This is a genomic window from Streptomyces ipomoeae 91-03, from assembly GCF_000317595.1.
Lineage (GTDB): Bacteria > Actinomycetota > Actinomycetes > Streptomycetales > Streptomycetaceae > Streptomyces > Streptomyces ipomoeae.
In genome coordinates, this window is sequence record NZ_AEJC01000332.1 from 1 (window position 1) to 17146 (window position 17146).

Consider the following 17146-nt stretch of genomic DNA (forward strand, 5'->3'; position numbering starts at 1 on the left):
TCCTGCTACGAGCCGGACTCGTCGACCGCTTCCGGGTCGTGATGTTCCCGGTGATCACCGGGGCCACGGGCGAGGAACGCATCTACGACGGCTATCCGGACGTTGCCCTCGAGATGATCGAGCACCGCACCTTCGACGGCCGCATCCAGCTGGTCGAGTACAGGCCCCGCGTGCTCGAGCACCCGCCGCTCGGCGTCCCTGCCTGATGTCGCCCCGCCGGCACCGGTCTGGACGGCCGCCAGGCTGGCGCCGGCGGGCGCGGAGCAAGACCTAATAGAGGGCGAACGGCCAACGTCAGGATGCCCGGTCCAGGGCTAGTGGTCAGGTCGGAGGGGGATCGGCGTCAGGTCCACGAGTGCGTCCGTCGACTGGTGGCTGTCGTCGGTTGCGAGCATCACGGCGTTGTGGCCGGGCGGGAAGCCATGCGTCGGGAGGAAGGACTGCATCAGCTTCGTCAGCGCCGCATCTGCCTGTTCCCACCAGGACCGGACCCATCCCGCGTCAAGCCGCTCACCAGGCACGTTTCCCCCTCGAATACGCGTGGGACCCGCCGACGCGAGCCCGGGAGAACATATCGGAGGGCTCAGCAGGGGTGCGATTGGAACCGCGCTCTTCCGATCCGCCGCTCCTGGATCGGCCAAACCTGCTCAGGCGATCTCCCCACTCATCGTGTGATCTTGCATCGCCAGCAGAGTTCCTGAGATCACCTCCCTGCGGCGGACTCCGTGAGCACCGCGGGCAACGACTTCGCCTGACCGTCACCGATCAACAGGGCCCGGCGACCTTCGGTCGCTGGGCCCTCACACGCGCTCTTCACTCCCCACATTCCCCACACGCTTCAAGACGCAACGAAGTGGAGGGAAGAGCGTCCCTGGCCGATTTCAGAGATCCTCATCACCGCGTCCTCGTCGCGCTCGGCCGTCCGGCGCATAGAGACCTGCACCGTTCAGCCCATCTGGTGCAGGATGCGCCAGGTCTGCGCCGGGCTGAACCGCACGTGGAAACGCCGCGCAATCACTGTGGCGATGCGAGCCAGCGTCCACCGCTGGTCCTCCACCCAGCCGTGCGCGGCCGGCCCCTTCTCCAACTCGGCTGCCAGCCACTCCCGCCAGTCGGGCTTCATTCGCGATGGCCGTCCGGACGGCCCCCACGGCACCCCACTGATGGCCTCGCGTGTCCGACCGAGCATGATCACGGGGACTGAGGGTGAGATGTACGCATTTACCGCGGTAGAGCGGCGGGGCGGACAGCGGCAGACCCGGGCGCGCTGTACCTGCAATGCGCTCCCGTTCTCCGGTATGGCCGCCCGTTCGATTGCCAGTCGTACGCCGCGGCGGTCGGGATCGAGCGCCGCCCGGCACCCCCGGACCGTACGAAGGCGCTGTCCAAGCCCCAGATCACCGCCCTGTGGGCGCTGGAGGCGTCCGTACGGGAGAAGACCTTCTGGAAGCTCCTCTACGAGAGCGCCGCGGGGCCGAGGAGGCGTGTCTGAACATTGAGGAACTGTTCCCCGCCGACAAGCGCGGCCGGGTCGTCTCCAAAGGGCGGCGCCGTGGAGCGCATGCACTGGCAGTCCGGCACCGCCCAGCTCCTGCCCCGGCTCATCGCCGGCCGCACCCACGGCCCGCTCTTTTTCACCGACCGCAAAGCCCCCGCCCGCATCCCGACCCTGGACGCCTGCCCCGTGACCGGCCGCGCACGGCTGCCCTACCGGCGGGCGGAAGGGATCATCGAGGAGAGCGCCCGGCTGCCGGCCAACCCCCTCGCCGGCCCCGACGACTTCGACGACCTGGAGGGCTGGACACCGCACCGGCTCCGCCGCAGCGCCCTGACCCACGACGCGGAGGACGGCACCTCGACGCCGATGCTGCTGGCCCGCTCCCGCCACGCCTCCGTCCGCTCCCTGGAGCGGTACGCCCGTCCCGGGGTAGACGCGGTCGCGGCGCACGTCGCCGCGAGCGCCCCGGCCGCCCGGCGCCGCGACTGACCATGGTCACACCGTCCGCGCTGTAGCCGACTCAGTCGTAGGGCTCTGGCTCATGCCTCAGACACGGAACACACAGACCGGCTGGAGGGCTGGGGTCGTCGGTGCGAGCTCCGCAGGCCCAGCAGTGCCTGTGGTCGCGAGCGGTGCACGAGTCGGGACACTCGTCGGGACGCTCGTCAGGATCGAGCTTCCCGATCACCGGGTTCCGGGTGTCTCGATCGTCTCGTTCCACGGCACCAGTCCGCGACGACCTGCGACCACCCGCACCGCCCCCCCCACGACCGCGACCGCCAGCCGTTCGACCGGCCGCGCGTCGAACTGGGCGCGGACGTGCACGAGGACCGGATGCCGTACGGGACGCACCTGGTCGCCGCCGACTTGCCCGGCGTGCCCGGCACGTGTGCCCGCCCGTACCGATCAGCATGAGCGGCGACCCCTATCCGGGCTGGGAACGGTGGCGGATCGAAGCGGAAGGTCGCGTGACAGCGGCTCCCGGATCAAGCTCAGTCGCCGTCGATGATCTGGTACAGGTAGATGATGTGGGACTCATCGTCCGGCATCGTGTTCACGTCGTCGGACTCGCCGTCGATCCGGAAGTAGAACTCGGGGGACTTGGGGCCACCGAGCTCGCCGTTGTCCTACATCTGCGCAAGCTGCTTGACGAACGTGTTGGCGTCCGGTGTCTTGGTGCCCAGATCGCTCGCGAGCGTGCCGCCCACGACCACCTTGAGGTGGCTGTCGTCGAGGAGTACGTCCGTCGTGGCCCCGGTCGCGCTGGTCGGCTTGAAGACGGGGCCCTCGTCGCCGCACGCGTATAGGCCGAGGACGAGCCCTATCGTCGTGTTGGGGGCCTCGCCGCCGAAGTTGACGGACTCGATCACCCCGTAGGGACCCTGACCGCCGTTGTCGCAGACCGAGCCCTTGGGCGGGGTCTGCCGGTCCGCATACTCGTACTTGCCGTCCTCGCCGCTCGAATCGCCAGTGCCGGAGTTGCCCGTCTTCTCCGGATCGGGCGTTCCGGTCCTGTCGGGGTCGGTCGTGCCCTCGCCGCCCGAACCGCCGGTGTTCGCATCGCCGGAATCGGCGTCCGGCTTGCTCGGGGCGCTCGCGGACGGGCTCGTCTTGCCGTCGGCCTTTCCATCGCCCTCGCTCGGCTCGCAGGCCGTGGTGGTCAGGGCCGCCGCGACGGCCACTGCCAGGGCGTACAGCTTCATCGTCTTGCGGGTGGCGCGCATGTACAGATCCCCCGTGGTAGTGCGCATGTTGTAATGCGCATGATCAATTCATCGGTGCCTGGGAAGTGTGCCTGTGGAACGGGGCGTTCCTCGCCGGCCGTACCGGATCGTGGCCGATCTAAGGACAATGCGGCGGACTCGGTGACGCTTTCATCTCTGAGAGGCCGTCACGCGATCAGAACCCCGTTCGATCAGCACCGCGCTCCTGATCGATAGGCCAACGGCTTCTCGAGGAGCCTCGTCGCCTCCCGGCGGCGACGCGTCATGAGGCGCGCCGGCAGCCGGTCGTCGTGGCGGGTCAGCCCGGCGCAGGGAAGACGCAGATCGCCGACCTGATGCAGGCCGTCCCGGACCGTCGCGGCGGCGCTGTACGGGTCGGCACCTTGTCCGCGACCGGGGTTTCGGCGACGTGGTGGAGTCGGCGCTGGCCGACCCGGACGGCCTCCGCGCTTCCGCCCGTGCGTACCGGGCCGCCCGTCACCATCGAGTAGTGGGTGACGCCTGCGCGGGCATCCCCGGTCTCGATGCGCCATATGCCGGGGCCGATCGCCCATGCGGTCGGTCGGCCCCGGCTCGGCGCGGTGCGCCTGTCCGTCAGTACTTGTTCAGGCGCCACTTGCTCCAGTGGCCGTTCTTACCGCCGGTGGTACCGCCGGTGAAGCGCTCGCTGTAGTAGCGCTTGTTGTTGACGCCGATGCAGGTGATGGCGAAGTTCCACCCATTCGACCATGCCATGTCGATGGACCGCTGGCCCGGCTTGATGCACTGCCCGCCGAGGGACGTCCACCGGCTTACGCCGCCGCCCGGCGATGACCAGCGGCTGTACGCCTGCTTGTTGGTGCCGATGACGAACACCTGCCAATGTCCGTTGGGGAGCTTGTGCCTGACCTGGCTCTTGCACAGGAAGGTGCCGCCCCACTTGGTGTACGTGCACTTGCCGTTGCCGACCGACTTGGTCACGCCGGGGTCCGGCACGGCTGCCACCCGATCGCCCGAGCGCTCCGTCGCCTGAGCCGCGGGTCCCGCGAGGGCGGCACCACCGCCCGCGAGGACGGCGCTCGACACCAGGGTGATGATCCCCGTTTGCAGCTTCGATGTCACTGAGACCTCATTCTCCGCTGTGATCCGTTTGATCAGTTTGATCCGTTTCGGATGCCCGTTGCGGCGCGCACTCTGCCGTTCGTGCTGCGTGGCACGCGGCGCCGGGGGCGTCCGATACCGAGTCCAGCGGTGCCGGGGTTGTTGCACAGCCATGTCGCGGGCGTGAAACAAAGCAGGTCACAGGTTTGGGTTGGCGAGATGGTGTCTTTCACGGTGGTGGGGTGCGTGTTGGGATGAGACGCCGCCGCTGGTCACGGGGGCGGCACGGGGGAAGGAATTGATATGGGGCGTCCGGAGGCGGACCTCGATCCGGGGCTGGGGCCGGTTCAGCGGTTTGCGTTCGAGTTGCGCAAGCTGCGTCAGGAAGCGGGTGGCATCACCTACCGGCAGATGGCCCGGCAGGTGGAGGTCTCGGTGTCCACCCTGTCGAGAGCGGCCAAAGGAGAGCAACTGCCCTCCCTGCCAGTCGTCTTGGCCTATGTGCGGGCGTGCGGCGGCGAGGAGAAGGCGTGGGAGCGGCGCTGGCGCGCGGTGGTCACGGAGCAGGCCCGGGCGGCCGACCTCGTGGCGGACGAGACCGTTCCGTCCCCCTACCGTGGCCTGGCCCGTTTCGACGTGGGCGATGCGGAGCTCTTCTTCGGCCGGGACGAGATGACCGACGCGCTGGTCCGAACGGTGACGGAGCATCGCGTGGTCGCGGTCTTCGGGCCGTCCGGCAGCGGCAAGTCATCCCTGCTGCGGGCGGGGCTGATTCCCCGCCTGCGCAGCCTCGAGGGGCCGGACCGGCCGGCGGCGGTGCGGATCCTCACCCCGGGCGAGCATCCGCTGCGCACCCACGACACCGTGTGCGTACCGGCCCCGGGTTCGGGGGACACCTGGCTGGTCGTGGACCAGTTCGAGGAGATCTTCACCCTCTGCCACGACACCGCAGAGCGGGCCGGATTCCTGGCCCGCCTGCTGGCCGCTGCCCAGCCCGGAAGCCGGCTGCGCGTCGTCCTCGGCGTACGCGCCGACTTCTACGCCCACTGCCTGGCCCATCCCGAACTGGCCGCGGCCATACGAGAGTCCACCGTGCCGGTGGGGCCCATGGATGCCGACGCGCTGCGCGCGGTGATCGTCAAACCGGCCCAGGCACACGGGCTGATCGTGGAACGCGCCCTGACCGCCCGGCTGACCGAACAGGCGGCAGGGGAGCCGGGCAGCCTGCCGCTGCTCTCGCACGCCCTGCTGGAGACCTGGCGCCGCCGCAGAGGCCATATGTTGACCCTGGAGGCGTACGAGGCAACCGGTGGGATCCACGCGGCCATCGCCCAGACCGCCGAGGATCTGTACGCGCGGCTGTCCCCAGACCAGTGCCGGCTCGTTCGGCGCATCCTGCTGCGCCTGATCACCCCGGGGGACGGCACGCCGGACACCCGGCGTCCCGTCGAACGCGCGGAACTGGATCTCAGCGACCGGGGCGGCGTTGCCCGCGTCCTGGCCGATCTTGCCGCTGCCCGCCTGGTCACTCTGGACGACGACAGGGTCGGCCTTGCCCACGAGTCGCTGATCTCCTCGTGGCCGCGCCTACGGCAGTGGATCGAGGAGGATCGCGAGTGGCTGCGTGCCCACCGGCGGCTGACGGAGGCGGCCCAGGCGTGGGACGACCTCGGGCGCGACCCCGGGGCCCTGTACCGGGGAGCCCGTCTCGACACGGCTGACGAACTGTTCGCCGCGCCTGAGCATGCGGCCGCCCTCACCGCGCTGGAACGTTCCTTCCTGGCCACGAGCCGCGAGGCCCGCACCGGTGCGCGGCGCCGAAGGCGCGGACTGATCGGCGCCCTCAGCCTCCTGGTCGTCCTGTCCCTCGTCGCCGGGATCGTCGCCTGGCAGCAGGGGCGGACGAGCGACCGGCGGCACGCGGAGGCGGAGGCCCGTCGGATCGCGGCGGTGGCGGAGAGTCTGCGGTTCTCCGATCCGGTGACGTCGATGCGGCTGAGTGTGGCGGCGTGGAGGCTGGCGGAGACCACGGAGAGCCGGGGGGCGGTGGTGGGAGCGGTGGCGCAGCCGGAGGAGGACACGTTCGCCATACCCGGTGCCGATGTCGGTGACAGGGAGGTGGAAATGGGCGTCGACCGCCGTCTCGTCGACAACGGCCGGACCCTGATCTCCATCACTCCGGAGAAGATCATGACGTGGGACGTGCGCACGCATCGCCGTACTCACGTGTATCCGGGGTACGGCGAGGAGGACCTTGCCACGGTTGAGGCGGTCTCGCCGGACGGCCGTCAGCTCGCGCTGTGGGTGGGCACCGGAATTCGGATATGGGACGTCCGGGCCGGGCAGATCACCGCCAAGCTGCCGATGGGCCTGACGGACGGTGTGGAGTTCGGGCCCGGCCGGGACACCCTCCTGGTGTACGCGGGACCACCGGAACTGGAACTCGGCGACTCTGGTTCCGCCGCGGACGGGGACGCGCGCAGCCGCGGCGGCTCGGGTTCCGTCCAGGCCTGGGACCTGCGCACCGAGCGGATGCTGGGGGAGGTCCGGATGCGGAAGGGCGAGATGGTGGAGGAGGCGGCGCTCAGCCCGGACGGCCGCCGGTTGGCGCTGTGCTCGGACAGACGCCCGCTGGAGATCTGGGACACCGCCGGTCGGGAACCTGTACTTGTGCCCTGGCCGACGGGGCTGAAACGGCACTCCTGTGAGGTGACTGGGCTTGCCTTCGCCCCGGACAGTCGCACCATCGCTCTGCCGACCGGGACCGGGATCCGCAGGGTGGACCTCCGCTCCGGGCGTGAGCTCACCAGGATCGAGAAGGAGAACCTGGACACACTCCGGTTCAGCGCGGACGGGCGGTTCCTCGCGGCGCGCGGGATCGAGGGGCTGGTGGTGTGGCGCCTGACGGAGCCGTACGACCCCGTCCCGGTCCTCCGGTACTCGTTGCCGGTCTCGATCGATGATTTCGCGCTCGATCCCGACGCGCACACCATCCGCTATCTCAACGGCCCCACGACGACTGTACGGTCGCTGAGCTTCGCGGAGTCGGAGCAGAGGTGGGAGCGGCGGCCCGCCGACCACGCCCAACTCGCCCAGGACGGCACGACGCTGGCCGTCCTCCGGCAGCAGGGCGCCGGGAGAGGCGTACGGCTGCTGGACACGCGCGACGGCGCCGTTCTCCTCCGGCCGAAGGAGAATCCGTGCGATGACGTGCCGCCCGACTTCGAGGACGGGAGCGAGCTGGAGTCGGCCTGCGTCGATCTCATGGCATTCAGCGGTGACGGCAGGTACTTCGCCTATGGCAGGAGCTGGTCCGACGCCGTCGACGACGTGACGAAGCGGCCCCGGATCACGGTATGGGACATCGGAGCCCGGAAAGAACACGCTGTCATCGAGCCGCCGGGCGGCCGTGACCTGTGGGGGGTACAGAGTGTGGCCCTCACCCATGACGGCGCTTCTCTGCTGACGTTCAGGTCATGGGACGACAAGGCCGTCGACGTGTGGGACGTGCACCGCCGCGAGCGCGTGCGGACAGTGGACCGGACCGTCGGCGCGTGGGGATCATCGGAGGCAGGCAGCTTCGAATGGAGCACGCAAAGGCTGGCAGTGAGTCGGAACGGAGACACCGTAGTGACCCCGCAGGGAGTGATCGTCGACCTCACCACCGGGGTGGTCAGCAACCGCAGTCTCGGCGACGATCTGACCGAGGAGCTGGCCTTCAGCCCCGACGGGGCCCACCTCGCGGTGGCCGACTCCTTGGGAGGCGTGACTCTCTGGGACGGAGCCGTGAGCCGGCGCCTCGGCTTGCTCCCCGGCACGGACGACTACGCGTACTCCGACTCCGACGCATCCGGCGGCGACACGGGCAACGTGACCTCGCTCGCCTTCTCCGCCGACGGCAGCACTCTCGCGGTCGGCAACCCCTTCGGCAGGGTCCAGCTCTGGGACGTACCGTCCCGCCGGCCCCTCGGCTCTCCCCTGTCGACCTCAGGCGGCGCGGTACTCTCCCTCGCCTTGGGCACCGGTACAAGCACCGACACCCTGTACATCGCGGGCGCGCACGTGCCATTGCAGGCGTACGACCTCTCCCCATCCCACCTCGCCGACCAGGCCTGCGAACGCGCCGGAGGCGGTCTGTCGGCGGCTGACTGGAAGACGTACCTGCCGGATCTGCCCTACCAGGAGACGTGCCAGGTGTAGTGACCCGCTACCTGACACCGGCCGGGCTCACGCCACCCCGGCTCACGCACTTCTCGACGGCCATACACGGACAACGACCACCGAGCATCAGAAGCGCGAATCTACAGAGCGTCACAGATCACCGGTTCTGACACAGCGTGCGCCACGAACGCAGAAAGGAGCCTCATGTAGGCAGCTCTCGAATGCGATGCTGCGCAAGAGATGAAGGAATGGCCTTTCGGAGCCGCCCTGCGGGGGGAGGCTTCAAACCCCCACATGCTGCAGAAGCGGCAACGCGACTGCGGTGAGCGATGTGGAAAAGGCGCCGCATCCGGCGTCAGGTAGGGATCAGGAAGACGAACGCAGGTGAACCACTGCTGAAGTGTCGTTAATTATAGGTGACATCAAAACTGGGATCTTGCTGTGTTTCCCAGGATGAGTCTGGCGGAGACCCGTTTACTGGCCAGATGGTGCTCGGCGTGAAGGGCGGCGTGAACCTGATCTGCGGCTTTCGTGTGGAACGTGGGAAGGCGGGCTCCGATAACTCCGATAACGCTGCTCCTGAGAGCTGAGGGGCCTCGCGTTTTCCGGACAGGCTTCTGACCGTTTATTTCACGCGGCGATTCGCAACTTCTCATACTCGGCGTGGACTTCGCGCGGAGGGCGGTAACCCACCGCCGAGTGGAGGCGTTTGCGATTGTACCAGAATTCGATGTAGCGAGTGATGTCCTGCCGGGCGGCCTCGCGGGTCAGGTAAGTCACCCTTGATACGCGCTCGTTCTTCAGGGCACCGAAGAATGATTCGGCCATGGCGTTGTCGAAACAGATCCCGGTGCGGCCGGCAGATCTGCGGAGCCCGAACCGGTCCAGCGTCCTCCCGAACTCGGCTGACATGTAGTTACTTCCGCGATCCGAGTGAAATATCGCGTCGGCCGAGAGGTTCCTGTTCCGTGCCGCGTTACGGATCGCCCTGGATATCAGTGAGGTTTGGTAGTGGTCGTCCATGGCGTAACCGATGACTTCCTTCGTGCAGCAGTCGATGACCGTTGCGAGGTACAGCCAGCCTTCCCCGGTCGCGATATAGGTAATGTCACCGACGAGCTTCTCGCCGGGCGCATCCGCGGTGAAGTCGCGGCCGACGAGGTCCAGCACCTGGCCGGCCGCAGCCTGAGTGAGGTTGAACCTCTTCGGTCGTGGCAGGCAGGGCATCAGGCCCAGTTCGCGCATGAGGCGGCGGACCAGCTCCACGCCCGCGGCGACGTCCCAGCGGTGCAGCTGGGCCTGGATGCGCCTGTGCCCGTAGGGTGCGTTTCATATGTGGATCTTGATGTGTCAAGATCCCACTTCGTGGGGCGGCATGATCTGACGAATACACAGTGGGCGAAGCTGGAGCCCCTGCTCCCGGTCGGCAAGAAGCCTGGACGGCCACCGGTGCACACCAAGCGGCAACTGATAGACGGCATACGGTGGCGCACCCGCGCCGGTGCTCCCTGGCGGGACGTGCCCGAGCGCTATGGCCCGTGGGAGACGGTCTACGGCCTGTTCCGCCGCTGGCAGCGGGACGGCACCTGGCACCGCATCTTCGAACAGCTGCAGGCCCAGGCCGACGCCGAGGGACTGATCACCTGGGACGTCTCGGTGGACTCGACCATCGCCCGCGCCCACCAGCATGCGGCCGGCGCCCGCAAAAAGGGGATCTGCAGATCGAGCCGCCAGGCGGTGTGTTCATCGAGCCCGACGACCACGGGCTCGGACGCTCCCGGGGCGGGCTGACAACCAAGCTCCACCTGGCGGTCGAGCAGGCCCAGAAACCGATGTCGCTGGTCATCACGGCAGGACAGCGCGGTGATTCCCCGCAGTTCCAGGTGGTCTTGGGCCGCATCCGGGTGCCCCGGCTCGGGTCGGGCCGCCCGCGCACCCGGCCGGACAAGGTGCGTGCCGACAAGGCGTACGGCTCCCGCGCGAACCGTGCCTACCTGCGCAAGCGCGGTATCCGCTGCACGATCCCGGAGAAGCGCGACCAGATCGCCAACCGCAAGAACCGCGGCTCCCACGGCGGCCGGCCACTAAGTTCGACAAGGCCGACTACAAGGAGCGCCACGCGGTCGAGTGCGGAATCAATCGCCTCAAGCGGCACCGCGCTGTCGCCACGAGATACGACAAGTTGGCAGTTCGCTACGAGGCGACCGTGCTGGTCGCAGCCATCAACGAGTGGCTGTGACCAGCACTTTCAAAACGCACCCTAGGTGCTGTCGGACATGTCGAAGGCTTTCTCGATGAGCAATTTCAGTTCTTCGCGCCGCTGGGCGGTCGCGGATTTTGGGCGGGATCGCCAGTCGTAGTAGCCGGATCTGGAGACGCCGAGTCGGCCGCACATGAACTCGACGCTGTATGCGTACTTCTCGGTGTCGAGCCGCATCTCGTCGATGAACTCGTACTTGCTTGCTACCGGGGATCCTTCGCGAAGTACGCTGCGGCTTTTTTCAGGAAGGTAACTTCCATCTCCAGCTCGCGGTTGCGTCGTTCGAGTTCCTTCAGGCGCGCTCGCTCGTTCACCGTCAGTTCCGCCTCGGGGGCCGGTTCCTGCTGCTTCTGGTACTTCTTCACCCAGCCGCGTAGCGTCTCCGAGTTCAGCTCAAGCTCCCGGGCGACTTCGGAGATCGTCTTGCTTGACCTCAACGCGATCTGGACGGCTTCCTCGCGGAACTCCGGCGAGTACTTACTGGGTGGCGCCACTTCTTCCTCGCTTCCTTGTTCAGGACAACCCTATTGGGTGCCTGTCCGGAAACTTCGTGGCCCCTCAGGTTTTCCCGCTGGGGGAGCTCTTGGAGTCGGATCGCTATGGCTGGCCGCAGGCGTCGTTGTTTTCTGGCGGGGTTCCTGGACGGCCGTTGGCTGACGAGCGAGCGGTACCTGTACTCGTCCTGCGGGGTGAGTGGGGCATGGGCAAGTCGTACGCGTTCGAGCAGGAACAGCGTGACCTTGAGGCCGCGGGCCTTCCTGTGCAGCGGCTCGATCTGGGTAAGTGCGGTACAGACGCGGCTCGCGCTGCGGCGAAGCTGGCCGCGGTGTTCCAGCTGCCGGCCGGCGCGACCGAGTGGCACGTGCTCCTGGACGGCCTGGACGAAAGGCTTGACAACCTGCTGGAGTTGGACCAATTGCTCATTGAGCAGGTGGAAGGTCTTGAGGATGAGGCTCGGAGAGGGCTGCGTCTGCGGATCAGTTGCCGCACGGCTCGATGGCCGACCGGGTTGTACACAGAACTGTGCCGGCTTTGGGCCGTGGACCAAGTGGTGATGGTCGGGCTGGGGTGCGTTTCAGAAGTGGATCTTGATGTGTCAAGATCCACTTCATGGGGCGGCACGATCTGACGAATGCGCAGTGGGCGAAGCTGGGGTCGCTGCTCCCGGTGGGGAAGAAGCCTGGACGACCGCCGGTGCACACCAAGCGGCAGTTGATAGACGGCATACGCTGGCGCACCCGCGCTGGTACTCCATGGCGGGACGTGCCCGAGCGGTACGGCCCGTGGCAGACGGTGTACGGCCTTTTCCGGCGTTGGCAGCGGGACGGCACCTGGCACCGCATCTTCGAGCAGCTTCAGGCCCGGGCCGATGCCCAGGGGCTGATCACCTGGGACGTCTCGGTGGACTCGACCATCGCCCGCGCCCACCAACATGCGGCAGGTGCCCGCAAAAGGGGGATCTGCAGGTCGAGCCTCCGGGCGGAGTCTTCACCGAGCCCGACGACCAAGGGCTCGGACGCTCTCGGGGCGGGCTGACCACCAAGCTCCACCTGGCGGTTGAGCAGGCCCAGAAGCCGATGTCACTGGTGATCACGGCTGGGCAGCGCGGTGATTCCCCGCAGTTCCAGGTGGTCCTTGGCCGCATCCGGGTGCCCCGGCTCGGCCCGGGCCGCCCGCGCACCCGGCCGGACAAGGTTCGGGCCGACAAGGCGTACGGCTCCCGCGCGAACCGTGCCTACCTGCGCAAGCGCCGTATCCGCTGCACGATCCCGGAGAAGCGCGACCAGATCGCCCACCGAAGGAAACGCGGTTCCCGTGGTGGTCGGCCGCCGAAGTTCGACGCCGCGGATTACAAGGAGCGCCATGCGGTCGAGTGTGGGATCAATCGCCTCAAGCGCCACCGCGCGGTCGCCACGAAGTACGACAAGCTCGCTGTCCACTACGAAGCAACGTACTGGTCGCGGCCATCAACGAGTGGCTGTGACCAGCACGGTCGCAACACGCCCCAGGACTGCGGAGCCGTGCACTTCAGGTTCGGATTCCGGGCCGGAGCCTCAACAGTTGGCCAGAGTGCGGCCGAGGAGGGGGAGCAGGTGGTCCCAGTGAAGCTGCAGTGCGGCGGGGTTGAAGGCGTCGGTGTCGGCCATGGTGAAGCCGTGGACGGTGTCGGGGTAGATCTCAGAGGTGTAGTCGACACCCGCGGCGTCCAGAGCCTGGTTGAGTTCGCCGAGGGCCTCGGGCGTCAGGTCGGTTTCAGCGTGGCCGAAGTGGACCTGGGCGGTAAGGCGGCGCAGGCTGTCGGGCCCGGCGGCGCCCACGGGAGCATGGAATCCGGCGACGGCGGCCACCTGGCCGGGGTGGGCCGCGGCGGTGCGCACCGCCAGGAGGCCGCCTATGCAGTAGCCGGTCACCGCGACGGGTCCGGCGCTGGCCTCGTGCTGCGTGGTGAGGAATCTGAGGTAGGCGTCGGCATCGCGCAGGGTCCGTTCGATGGTGTGCGCCTCAATCAGGGGCATCAGCCGACCCATGACCGCGGTCCGGGCCTCTTCTCCGATGTGCTCGGGAAGTTCGACCACAGGTGCCGGGCCATGCCGGTAGAAGAAGTTGGGGACGAGCACGTAGTACCCGTGGTCGGCCAGTTCGCGGGCCATCTCCCGCAGCACGGGCCGGATGCCGAAGCCGTCCGCGTACATCAGCACCCCTGGGTGCCGCTCGCCGTCGTCGGGGAAGGCGGCGAAGGCATCGGCCTGGCCGTCCGGGGTGGGAATCTGCAGCACCTTGGTGGGCATGAACGCTCCTGTCGTGGTTGATGTGTCCTGTGATCAACCCGACGGAGGTGGAGCCCGTGCAGCAGCGCAAGACCCTCGATCTAACAGCGGGCCCGCACTGGCCCCCACGGCGCTCAGAACAGCACCGGGTCACCGATCCGTGTGTGGCGCAATGCCGTCCCGGTAGTCACCCCCACAACTTAGTCCACCGAACAAAGCCGACGCCAGCACCCCCAGTCCACAGCGCAGTTCGCGAGAATGATCTCGGCAAACGCCTCGCATCCTGAACCCCGTCAACGCGCTGCTCGTGACACCAATACCGAGCTTGCGACTGCACGGTCCTCACCGCATTTCTGAAACGCACCCTAAAGGGTGTTGCAGAAGGTTCTCCTCGGGCAGGTCGAAGTGGTGCTTGACCTGGTGTTTCACCCGGCGAGGGCGAGGTTGTGCATGGTGGCGACGGCCTGGACGGCGTGGTGAAGGCCGTCGCCTTTCTGACGGCAGTCGCGGAGGATCTTCCAGTTCTTCATGCGGGCGAAGGTGTGCTCGACGCGGGCCCTGACGCGTCGGTGTTCGGCGTTGTCCTCCTGCTGCCCGCGCAGCAGGGGGCGTCCGGCTCTTCTGCGGTGCGGGACGATGAGGCCGGTGCCGAGGTAGGCGCCGTCCGCGAGCACCGTGGTTCCGGTCGCCACGGCCGGCAGGTCGGACTCCCGCCAGACGTGAGCGTCGGCCTTGTTGCCCGGGGCCGGCCGGGCCGAGGCGATGACCAGGCGGGTGTCGGCATCAATGATGACCTGCACGTTCGCCGAGAACCGGTAGTTGCGGCTCGAGGCACCCACGCTGCGGTCGCGGACCGGGATCAGGGTGCCGTCCACGATCCACAGCCGGTCCGCCTCGGCGACCGGCCGTGGGGCGGGCTCCAGCGCGAGCAGCGGTCGCAGGCGCTGGATGACCCGGCAGACAGTCGCCGGGGAGATGCCGAAGAGCGGGGCGAGCTGCCGCATGGTGAGGTTGGTGCGGTAGTAGACGGCCACCAGCAGGACCCGGTCCGCCAGCGGCAGGCACCACGGACGGCCTCCACCGGGCCCGTCACCGCCCTGCTCCCGCACCACCTTCACCAGCTTCACGAACCGATCCATCCGCAAGCCCGTGAACGTCTCCACCCACACCGACTCAGCCCGCAACACCCCACCCATACAGGCAAAATGCCCTGAACCGAGCCTTCTGCAACACCCTTTAGAAGCCCGAATCGCAGACCCGGGATCAACAATGTGATTCTGTCCCGCTGACCACTCCACAGCGCGCCTTGGCCCGGCCCAACGGGCCTTGGCCCGGCCCAAGTAGACCCACATCGGATCTTGAAGGGTTTTCCTGCTACCCAGGGTCGGGCTTGGTGAATGCTTGTCGGCTGTGCACGAGCAACTCACGCACCGCAGGGCTGTGCGTGCTCTTCCAGATCAGGGCCAGCAGGGCGGGTGTTTCCACGTCGTCGATGGTGCGGGCGATGATTCGGTCGCGATAGCTCTCGGCCATCGAGTCGCTGAGGATGGCGACGCCGAGTCCGCGAGCGGCGAGGTCGGCAATGGCATCCGCTGCGCTGGCTTGCAGCGCGATCGCGGGTTGGAGGCTCTGTGCGGCGCAAGCACGGTCGAATACTGTGCGCAGGCCGGTGCCGGATGGCATGCACACGATCGGGTAGGTGACCAGTTCGCGCAAAGTGACCCGCCGCTGTTTCGCCAAGGGGTGTCCGGCCGGCACTGCTACGACGAGCCGCTCACTGATGATCGTCAGCGCATTCAGCCCGTTGGGGGTGGCGGTTGCGGTCCCGATAAGAGCCAGGTCGACGGTGCCGGCGCGCACCCCCTCGATGAGGCGGTCGGAATTGTCCTCCAAGAGTGAGATCTCCACCCCGGGATGCGCCCGGTGGAACGCAGAGAGTGCGTCAAACAGCGGCGTGAGGGTGCAGCCGATGACCATCCCAACCGTGAGCCGCCCCCGGATCAGGTCGGCGACCTCACCCACCGCCTGGCCAACCGCCCCAGCCGCGGCGAGAGCCGCGCGGGCATGTTCGAGCGCAGCCTTTCCCGCGACAGTAAGGGTGGCAGTGCGCGCCGACCGGTCAAACAGCTCGGCACCAAGTTCACGTTCCAACTGGCGGATCTGAGCACTGACGCCGGACTGACTGATGTGCACCCGCTCGGCCGCCCGGGTGAAGTTCTGTTCTTCGGCGACCGCCACGAAGTATTCCAGCTGCCTCAGCTCCATGACTGGAAATTCTAGCTTCCAGTAGATTCATCTGTTGGACTTCTGGTCAGTGGCCGACCAGGCTAGAAGCACCAAAGCCCGACGTCAGGAGGAACCCATGCCGGAATACGAGAAGGCCATGCGACCTGAAGACATCACCCGCTTGTTCGTTGAACGATCCAACGCAGGTGACGCGGCCGGGGTTGCCGCACTCTACGAAGAGGATGCAGTGATGGCCTACCCGCCCGGCGACCAGACGGTGGGCCGGGAAGCGATCCGTGCGCTATGGGAGAAGGTACTGGCCAACCGTCCCCGCTTCGAGCCGGAACAACCACTGCCGACGCTGGTCAGCGGCGACATCGCCCTCACCTCGACCCCACCGAAGGACGGGGCCGGCGCCCGGGCGCAGGTCGTCCGCCGCCAGCCTGACGGAAGCTGGTTGCGCCTGCTCGACCAGCCCGAGTTCGTCCCGCCCACCCGCTAAAACCCGTCCACCGTCCCGATGGACGGGCCATCCCATGAGACGTCCCCGGCGAGTTACAGCAACGGCCCCAACTCCCCGACGCGGACATGCACTCTATGAGTCGTCGCAGTTCAGAGCCGGTTCACGAGCTCCTGCGGTCGGTAATGTTGAGTACAAGCGCGGCACCGATGCCAGCGTGATCAACCAGGGCTTGTATTACATGGCGTGGCTGATGGCGCACAGGGACGCCTTCCGGCACCTGGTCCGCGACCGGCTCGGGGTATCGGCCGCGTCCCAGGTGCTGTGGAGCGCACCGAGGCTGATCTGTGTCGCCGCGACTTCACCCGTTACGGCGCGCACGCCGTACGGGAGCACCGGCGCAGTATCGACCTGGTCCGCTATCGGTTCTTCGGCAAGGACCTGATCGGCCTTGAGACCGTGGCTTCCGTCGACGGCCGGACGCCGGCCGTCAGGCGGGTGCGCCGGGGCGCGGCCGGGCTGCCGTCTGTCCGCGCGCAGGGCGGGGCGCTGGCCAAGCTGGCTGAGGCGGTTGACGAGGTGCTGCTCGGCCTCGGAGGCGGCGTCAGCCGGGTGGAGCGCAAGCAGTACCGGGCGTATCAGCGCCTGCGGAACTTCGCCTGCGTTTGCCCGCCACAGAAGATCAAGCTCCTCGTCTACCTCAAGGCCGACCCCAAGGAGGTCGACCTCATTCCCGGCTTCACCCGGGATGTGACGGAGGTCGGCCACCACGGTACGGGCGACCTGGAGGTGCAGTTGCGCTCCGAGCGGGACGTGGAGCGGGCTGTGGACCTCTTCCGCGCGAGCTGGGCGGCGGCATAACCGTCCATCGCGTCTGTGACGTCAGCGGGTGCGGGACTGGGCGGCTGTGGATGTGGTGGCGGTTGTGCCTTCCGGCGTAGGGGGCAGGGAGTGGCGGTGGACCATCAA

14 protein-coding genes and 5 pseudogenes are annotated in these 17146 nt (G+C 67.8%); 9 read left to right on the forward strand and 10 right to left on the reverse strand.

Features of this window, described 5'->3' with window-relative positions; translation table 11 throughout:
- Nucleotides 1-206: dihydrofolate reductase family protein (locus STRIP9103_RS21680; RefSeq protein ID WP_009317687.1), on the forward strand; the 206-nt coding region annotated here is incomplete at its 5' end.
- Between the two features lie 108 nt (nucleotides 207-314).
- Here the strand turns inward: STRIP9103_RS21680 and STRIP9103_RS50035 are convergent.
- A complete protein-coding gene (locus tag STRIP9103_RS50035; RefSeq protein ID WP_009317683.1) occupies nucleotides 315-521 on the reverse strand; it encodes a hypothetical protein in 207 nt (68 codons plus the stop codon).
- Nucleotides 522-949: 428 nt separating this feature from the next.
- Nucleotides 950-1147 (reverse strand): annotated as a pseudogene (locus STRIP9103_RS21690) (helix-turn-helix domain-containing protein); the annotation flags it as partial.
- A 414-nt stretch (nucleotides 1148-1561) separates the two neighbouring features.
- Here STRIP9103_RS21690 and STRIP9103_RS21695 point away from each other — a divergent pair.
- A complete protein-coding gene (locus STRIP9103_RS21695; RefSeq protein ID WP_009317690.1) occupies nucleotides 1562-1987 on the forward strand; it encodes a site-specific integrase in 426 nt (141 codons plus the stop codon).
- A gap of 638 nt (nucleotides 1988-2625) precedes the next feature.
- On the opposite strand, the gene STRIP9103_RS21700 is transcribed toward STRIP9103_RS21695, so the two are convergent.
- Nucleotides 2626-3249, reverse strand: a complete 624-nt coding sequence (locus STRIP9103_RS21700) for a hypothetical protein (RefSeq protein ID WP_100243964.1) — start codon at nucleotides 3247-3249, stop codon at nucleotides 2626-2628.
- A 263-nt stretch (nucleotides 3250-3512) separates the two neighbouring features.
- On the opposite strand from STRIP9103_RS21700, the gene STRIP9103_RS51710 reads away from it, so the two are divergent.
- On the forward strand, nucleotides 3513-3713 hold the full coding sequence (locus STRIP9103_RS51710) for a zeta toxin family protein (protein WP_048820714.1): 201 nt from the start codon (nucleotides 3513-3515) through the stop codon (nucleotides 3711-3713).
- Nucleotides 3714-3816: 103 nt separating this feature from the next.
- Here STRIP9103_RS51710 and STRIP9103_RS50730 read toward each other — a convergent pair whose 3' ends face one another.
- On the reverse strand, nucleotides 3817-4323 hold the full coding sequence (locus STRIP9103_RS50730; RefSeq protein WP_009317692.1) for a hypothetical protein: 507 nt from the start codon (nucleotides 4321-4323) through the stop codon (nucleotides 3817-3819).
- A gap of 282 nt (nucleotides 4324-4605) precedes the next feature.
- Between STRIP9103_RS50730 and STRIP9103_RS21715 the strand changes: the two genes are divergently transcribed.
- Complete coding sequence (locus STRIP9103_RS21715; RefSeq protein WP_009317696.1) at nucleotides 4606-8502, forward strand: nSTAND1 domain-containing NTPase; 3897 nt, start codon at nucleotides 4606-4608, stop codon at nucleotides 8500-8502.
- A 591-nt stretch (nucleotides 8503-9093) separates the two neighbouring features.
- On the opposite strand, the pseudogene STRIP9103_RS21720 reads toward STRIP9103_RS21715, so the two are convergent.
- Nucleotides 9094-9771 (reverse strand): annotated as a pseudogene (locus tag STRIP9103_RS21720) (IS3 family transposase); the annotation flags it as partial.
- A gap of 57 nt (nucleotides 9772-9828) precedes the next feature.
- On the opposite strand from STRIP9103_RS21720, the pseudogene STRIP9103_RS51715 reads away from it, so the two are divergent.
- Nucleotides 9829-10702: pseudogene (locus STRIP9103_RS51715) on the forward strand (IS5 family transposase).
- Nucleotides 10703-10723: 21 nt separating this feature from the next.
- On the opposite strand, the gene STRIP9103_RS50040 reads toward STRIP9103_RS51715, so the two are convergent.
- Both STRIP9103_RS50040 and STRIP9103_RS21730 read right to left on the reverse strand, forming a co-directional pair.
- Nucleotides 10724-10900, reverse strand: coding sequence for a hypothetical protein (locus STRIP9103_RS50040; protein WP_158696901.1), 177 nt, complete (start codon nucleotides 10898-10900; stop codon nucleotides 10724-10726).
- A gap of 26 nt (nucleotides 10901-10926) precedes the next feature.
- The gene (locus tag STRIP9103_RS21730; RefSeq protein WP_048819522.1) at nucleotides 10927-11217 is read right to left on the reverse strand and encodes a transposase; all 291 of its coding nucleotides are present in this window, start codon (nucleotides 11215-11217) and stop codon (nucleotides 10927-10929) included.
- Nucleotides 11218-11423: 206 nt separating this feature from the next.
- On the opposite strand from STRIP9103_RS21730, the gene STRIP9103_RS50045 reads away from it, so the two are divergent.
- Both STRIP9103_RS50045 and STRIP9103_RS46870 read left to right on the forward strand, forming a co-directional pair.
- Nucleotides 11424-11852, forward strand: a complete 429-nt coding sequence (locus STRIP9103_RS50045) for a hypothetical protein (RefSeq protein WP_048820715.1) — start codon at nucleotides 11424-11426, stop codon at nucleotides 11850-11852.
- Nucleotides 11834-12672, forward strand: a pseudogene (locus STRIP9103_RS46870) (IS5 family transposase); the annotation flags it as partial. The gene STRIP9103_RS50045 and the pseudogene STRIP9103_RS46870, both read left to right, overlap by 19 nt.
- A gap of 105 nt (nucleotides 12673-12777) precedes the next feature.
- Here STRIP9103_RS46870 and STRIP9103_RS21745 read toward each other — a convergent pair.
- The 3 genes from STRIP9103_RS21745 to STRIP9103_RS21755 all read right to left on the reverse strand — a co-directional run bounded on the left by STRIP9103_RS21745 (nucleotide 12778) and on the right by STRIP9103_RS21755 (nucleotide 15756).
- On the reverse strand, nucleotides 12778-13512 hold the full coding sequence (locus STRIP9103_RS21745) for a dienelactone hydrolase family protein (RefSeq protein ID WP_009317686.1): 735 nt from the start codon (nucleotides 13510-13512) through the stop codon (nucleotides 12778-12780).
- A 404-nt stretch (nucleotides 13513-13916) separates the two neighbouring features.
- Nucleotides 13917-14687 carry an IS5/IS1182 family transposase gene (locus STRIP9103_RS21750; protein ID WP_048820106.1) on the reverse strand — a complete coding sequence of 257 codons (771 nt, stop codon included), beginning with the start codon at nucleotides 14685-14687 and terminating at the stop codon, nucleotides 13917-13919.
- Nucleotides 14688-14865: 178 nt separating this feature from the next.
- Nucleotides 14866-15756, reverse strand: coding sequence for a LysR family transcriptional regulator (locus tag STRIP9103_RS21755; RefSeq protein WP_009317695.1), 891 nt, complete (start codon nucleotides 15754-15756; stop codon nucleotides 14866-14868).
- Between the two features lie 97 nt (nucleotides 15757-15853).
- On the opposite strand from STRIP9103_RS21755, the gene STRIP9103_RS21760 reads away from it, so the two are divergent.
- Both STRIP9103_RS21760 and STRIP9103_RS52820 read left to right on the forward strand, forming a co-directional pair.
- Nucleotides 15854-16219 (forward strand): YybH family protein, encoded by a 366-nt coding sequence (locus STRIP9103_RS21760; RefSeq protein WP_009317679.1) that lies wholly within the window; start codon nucleotides 15854-15856, stop codon nucleotides 16217-16219.
- 145 nt (nucleotides 16220-16364) lie between these two features.
- Nucleotides 16365-17038: pseudogene (locus STRIP9103_RS52820) on the forward strand (DUF5655 domain-containing protein); the annotation flags it as partial.
- Between the last annotated feature and the right edge of the window lie 108 nt (nucleotides 17039-17146).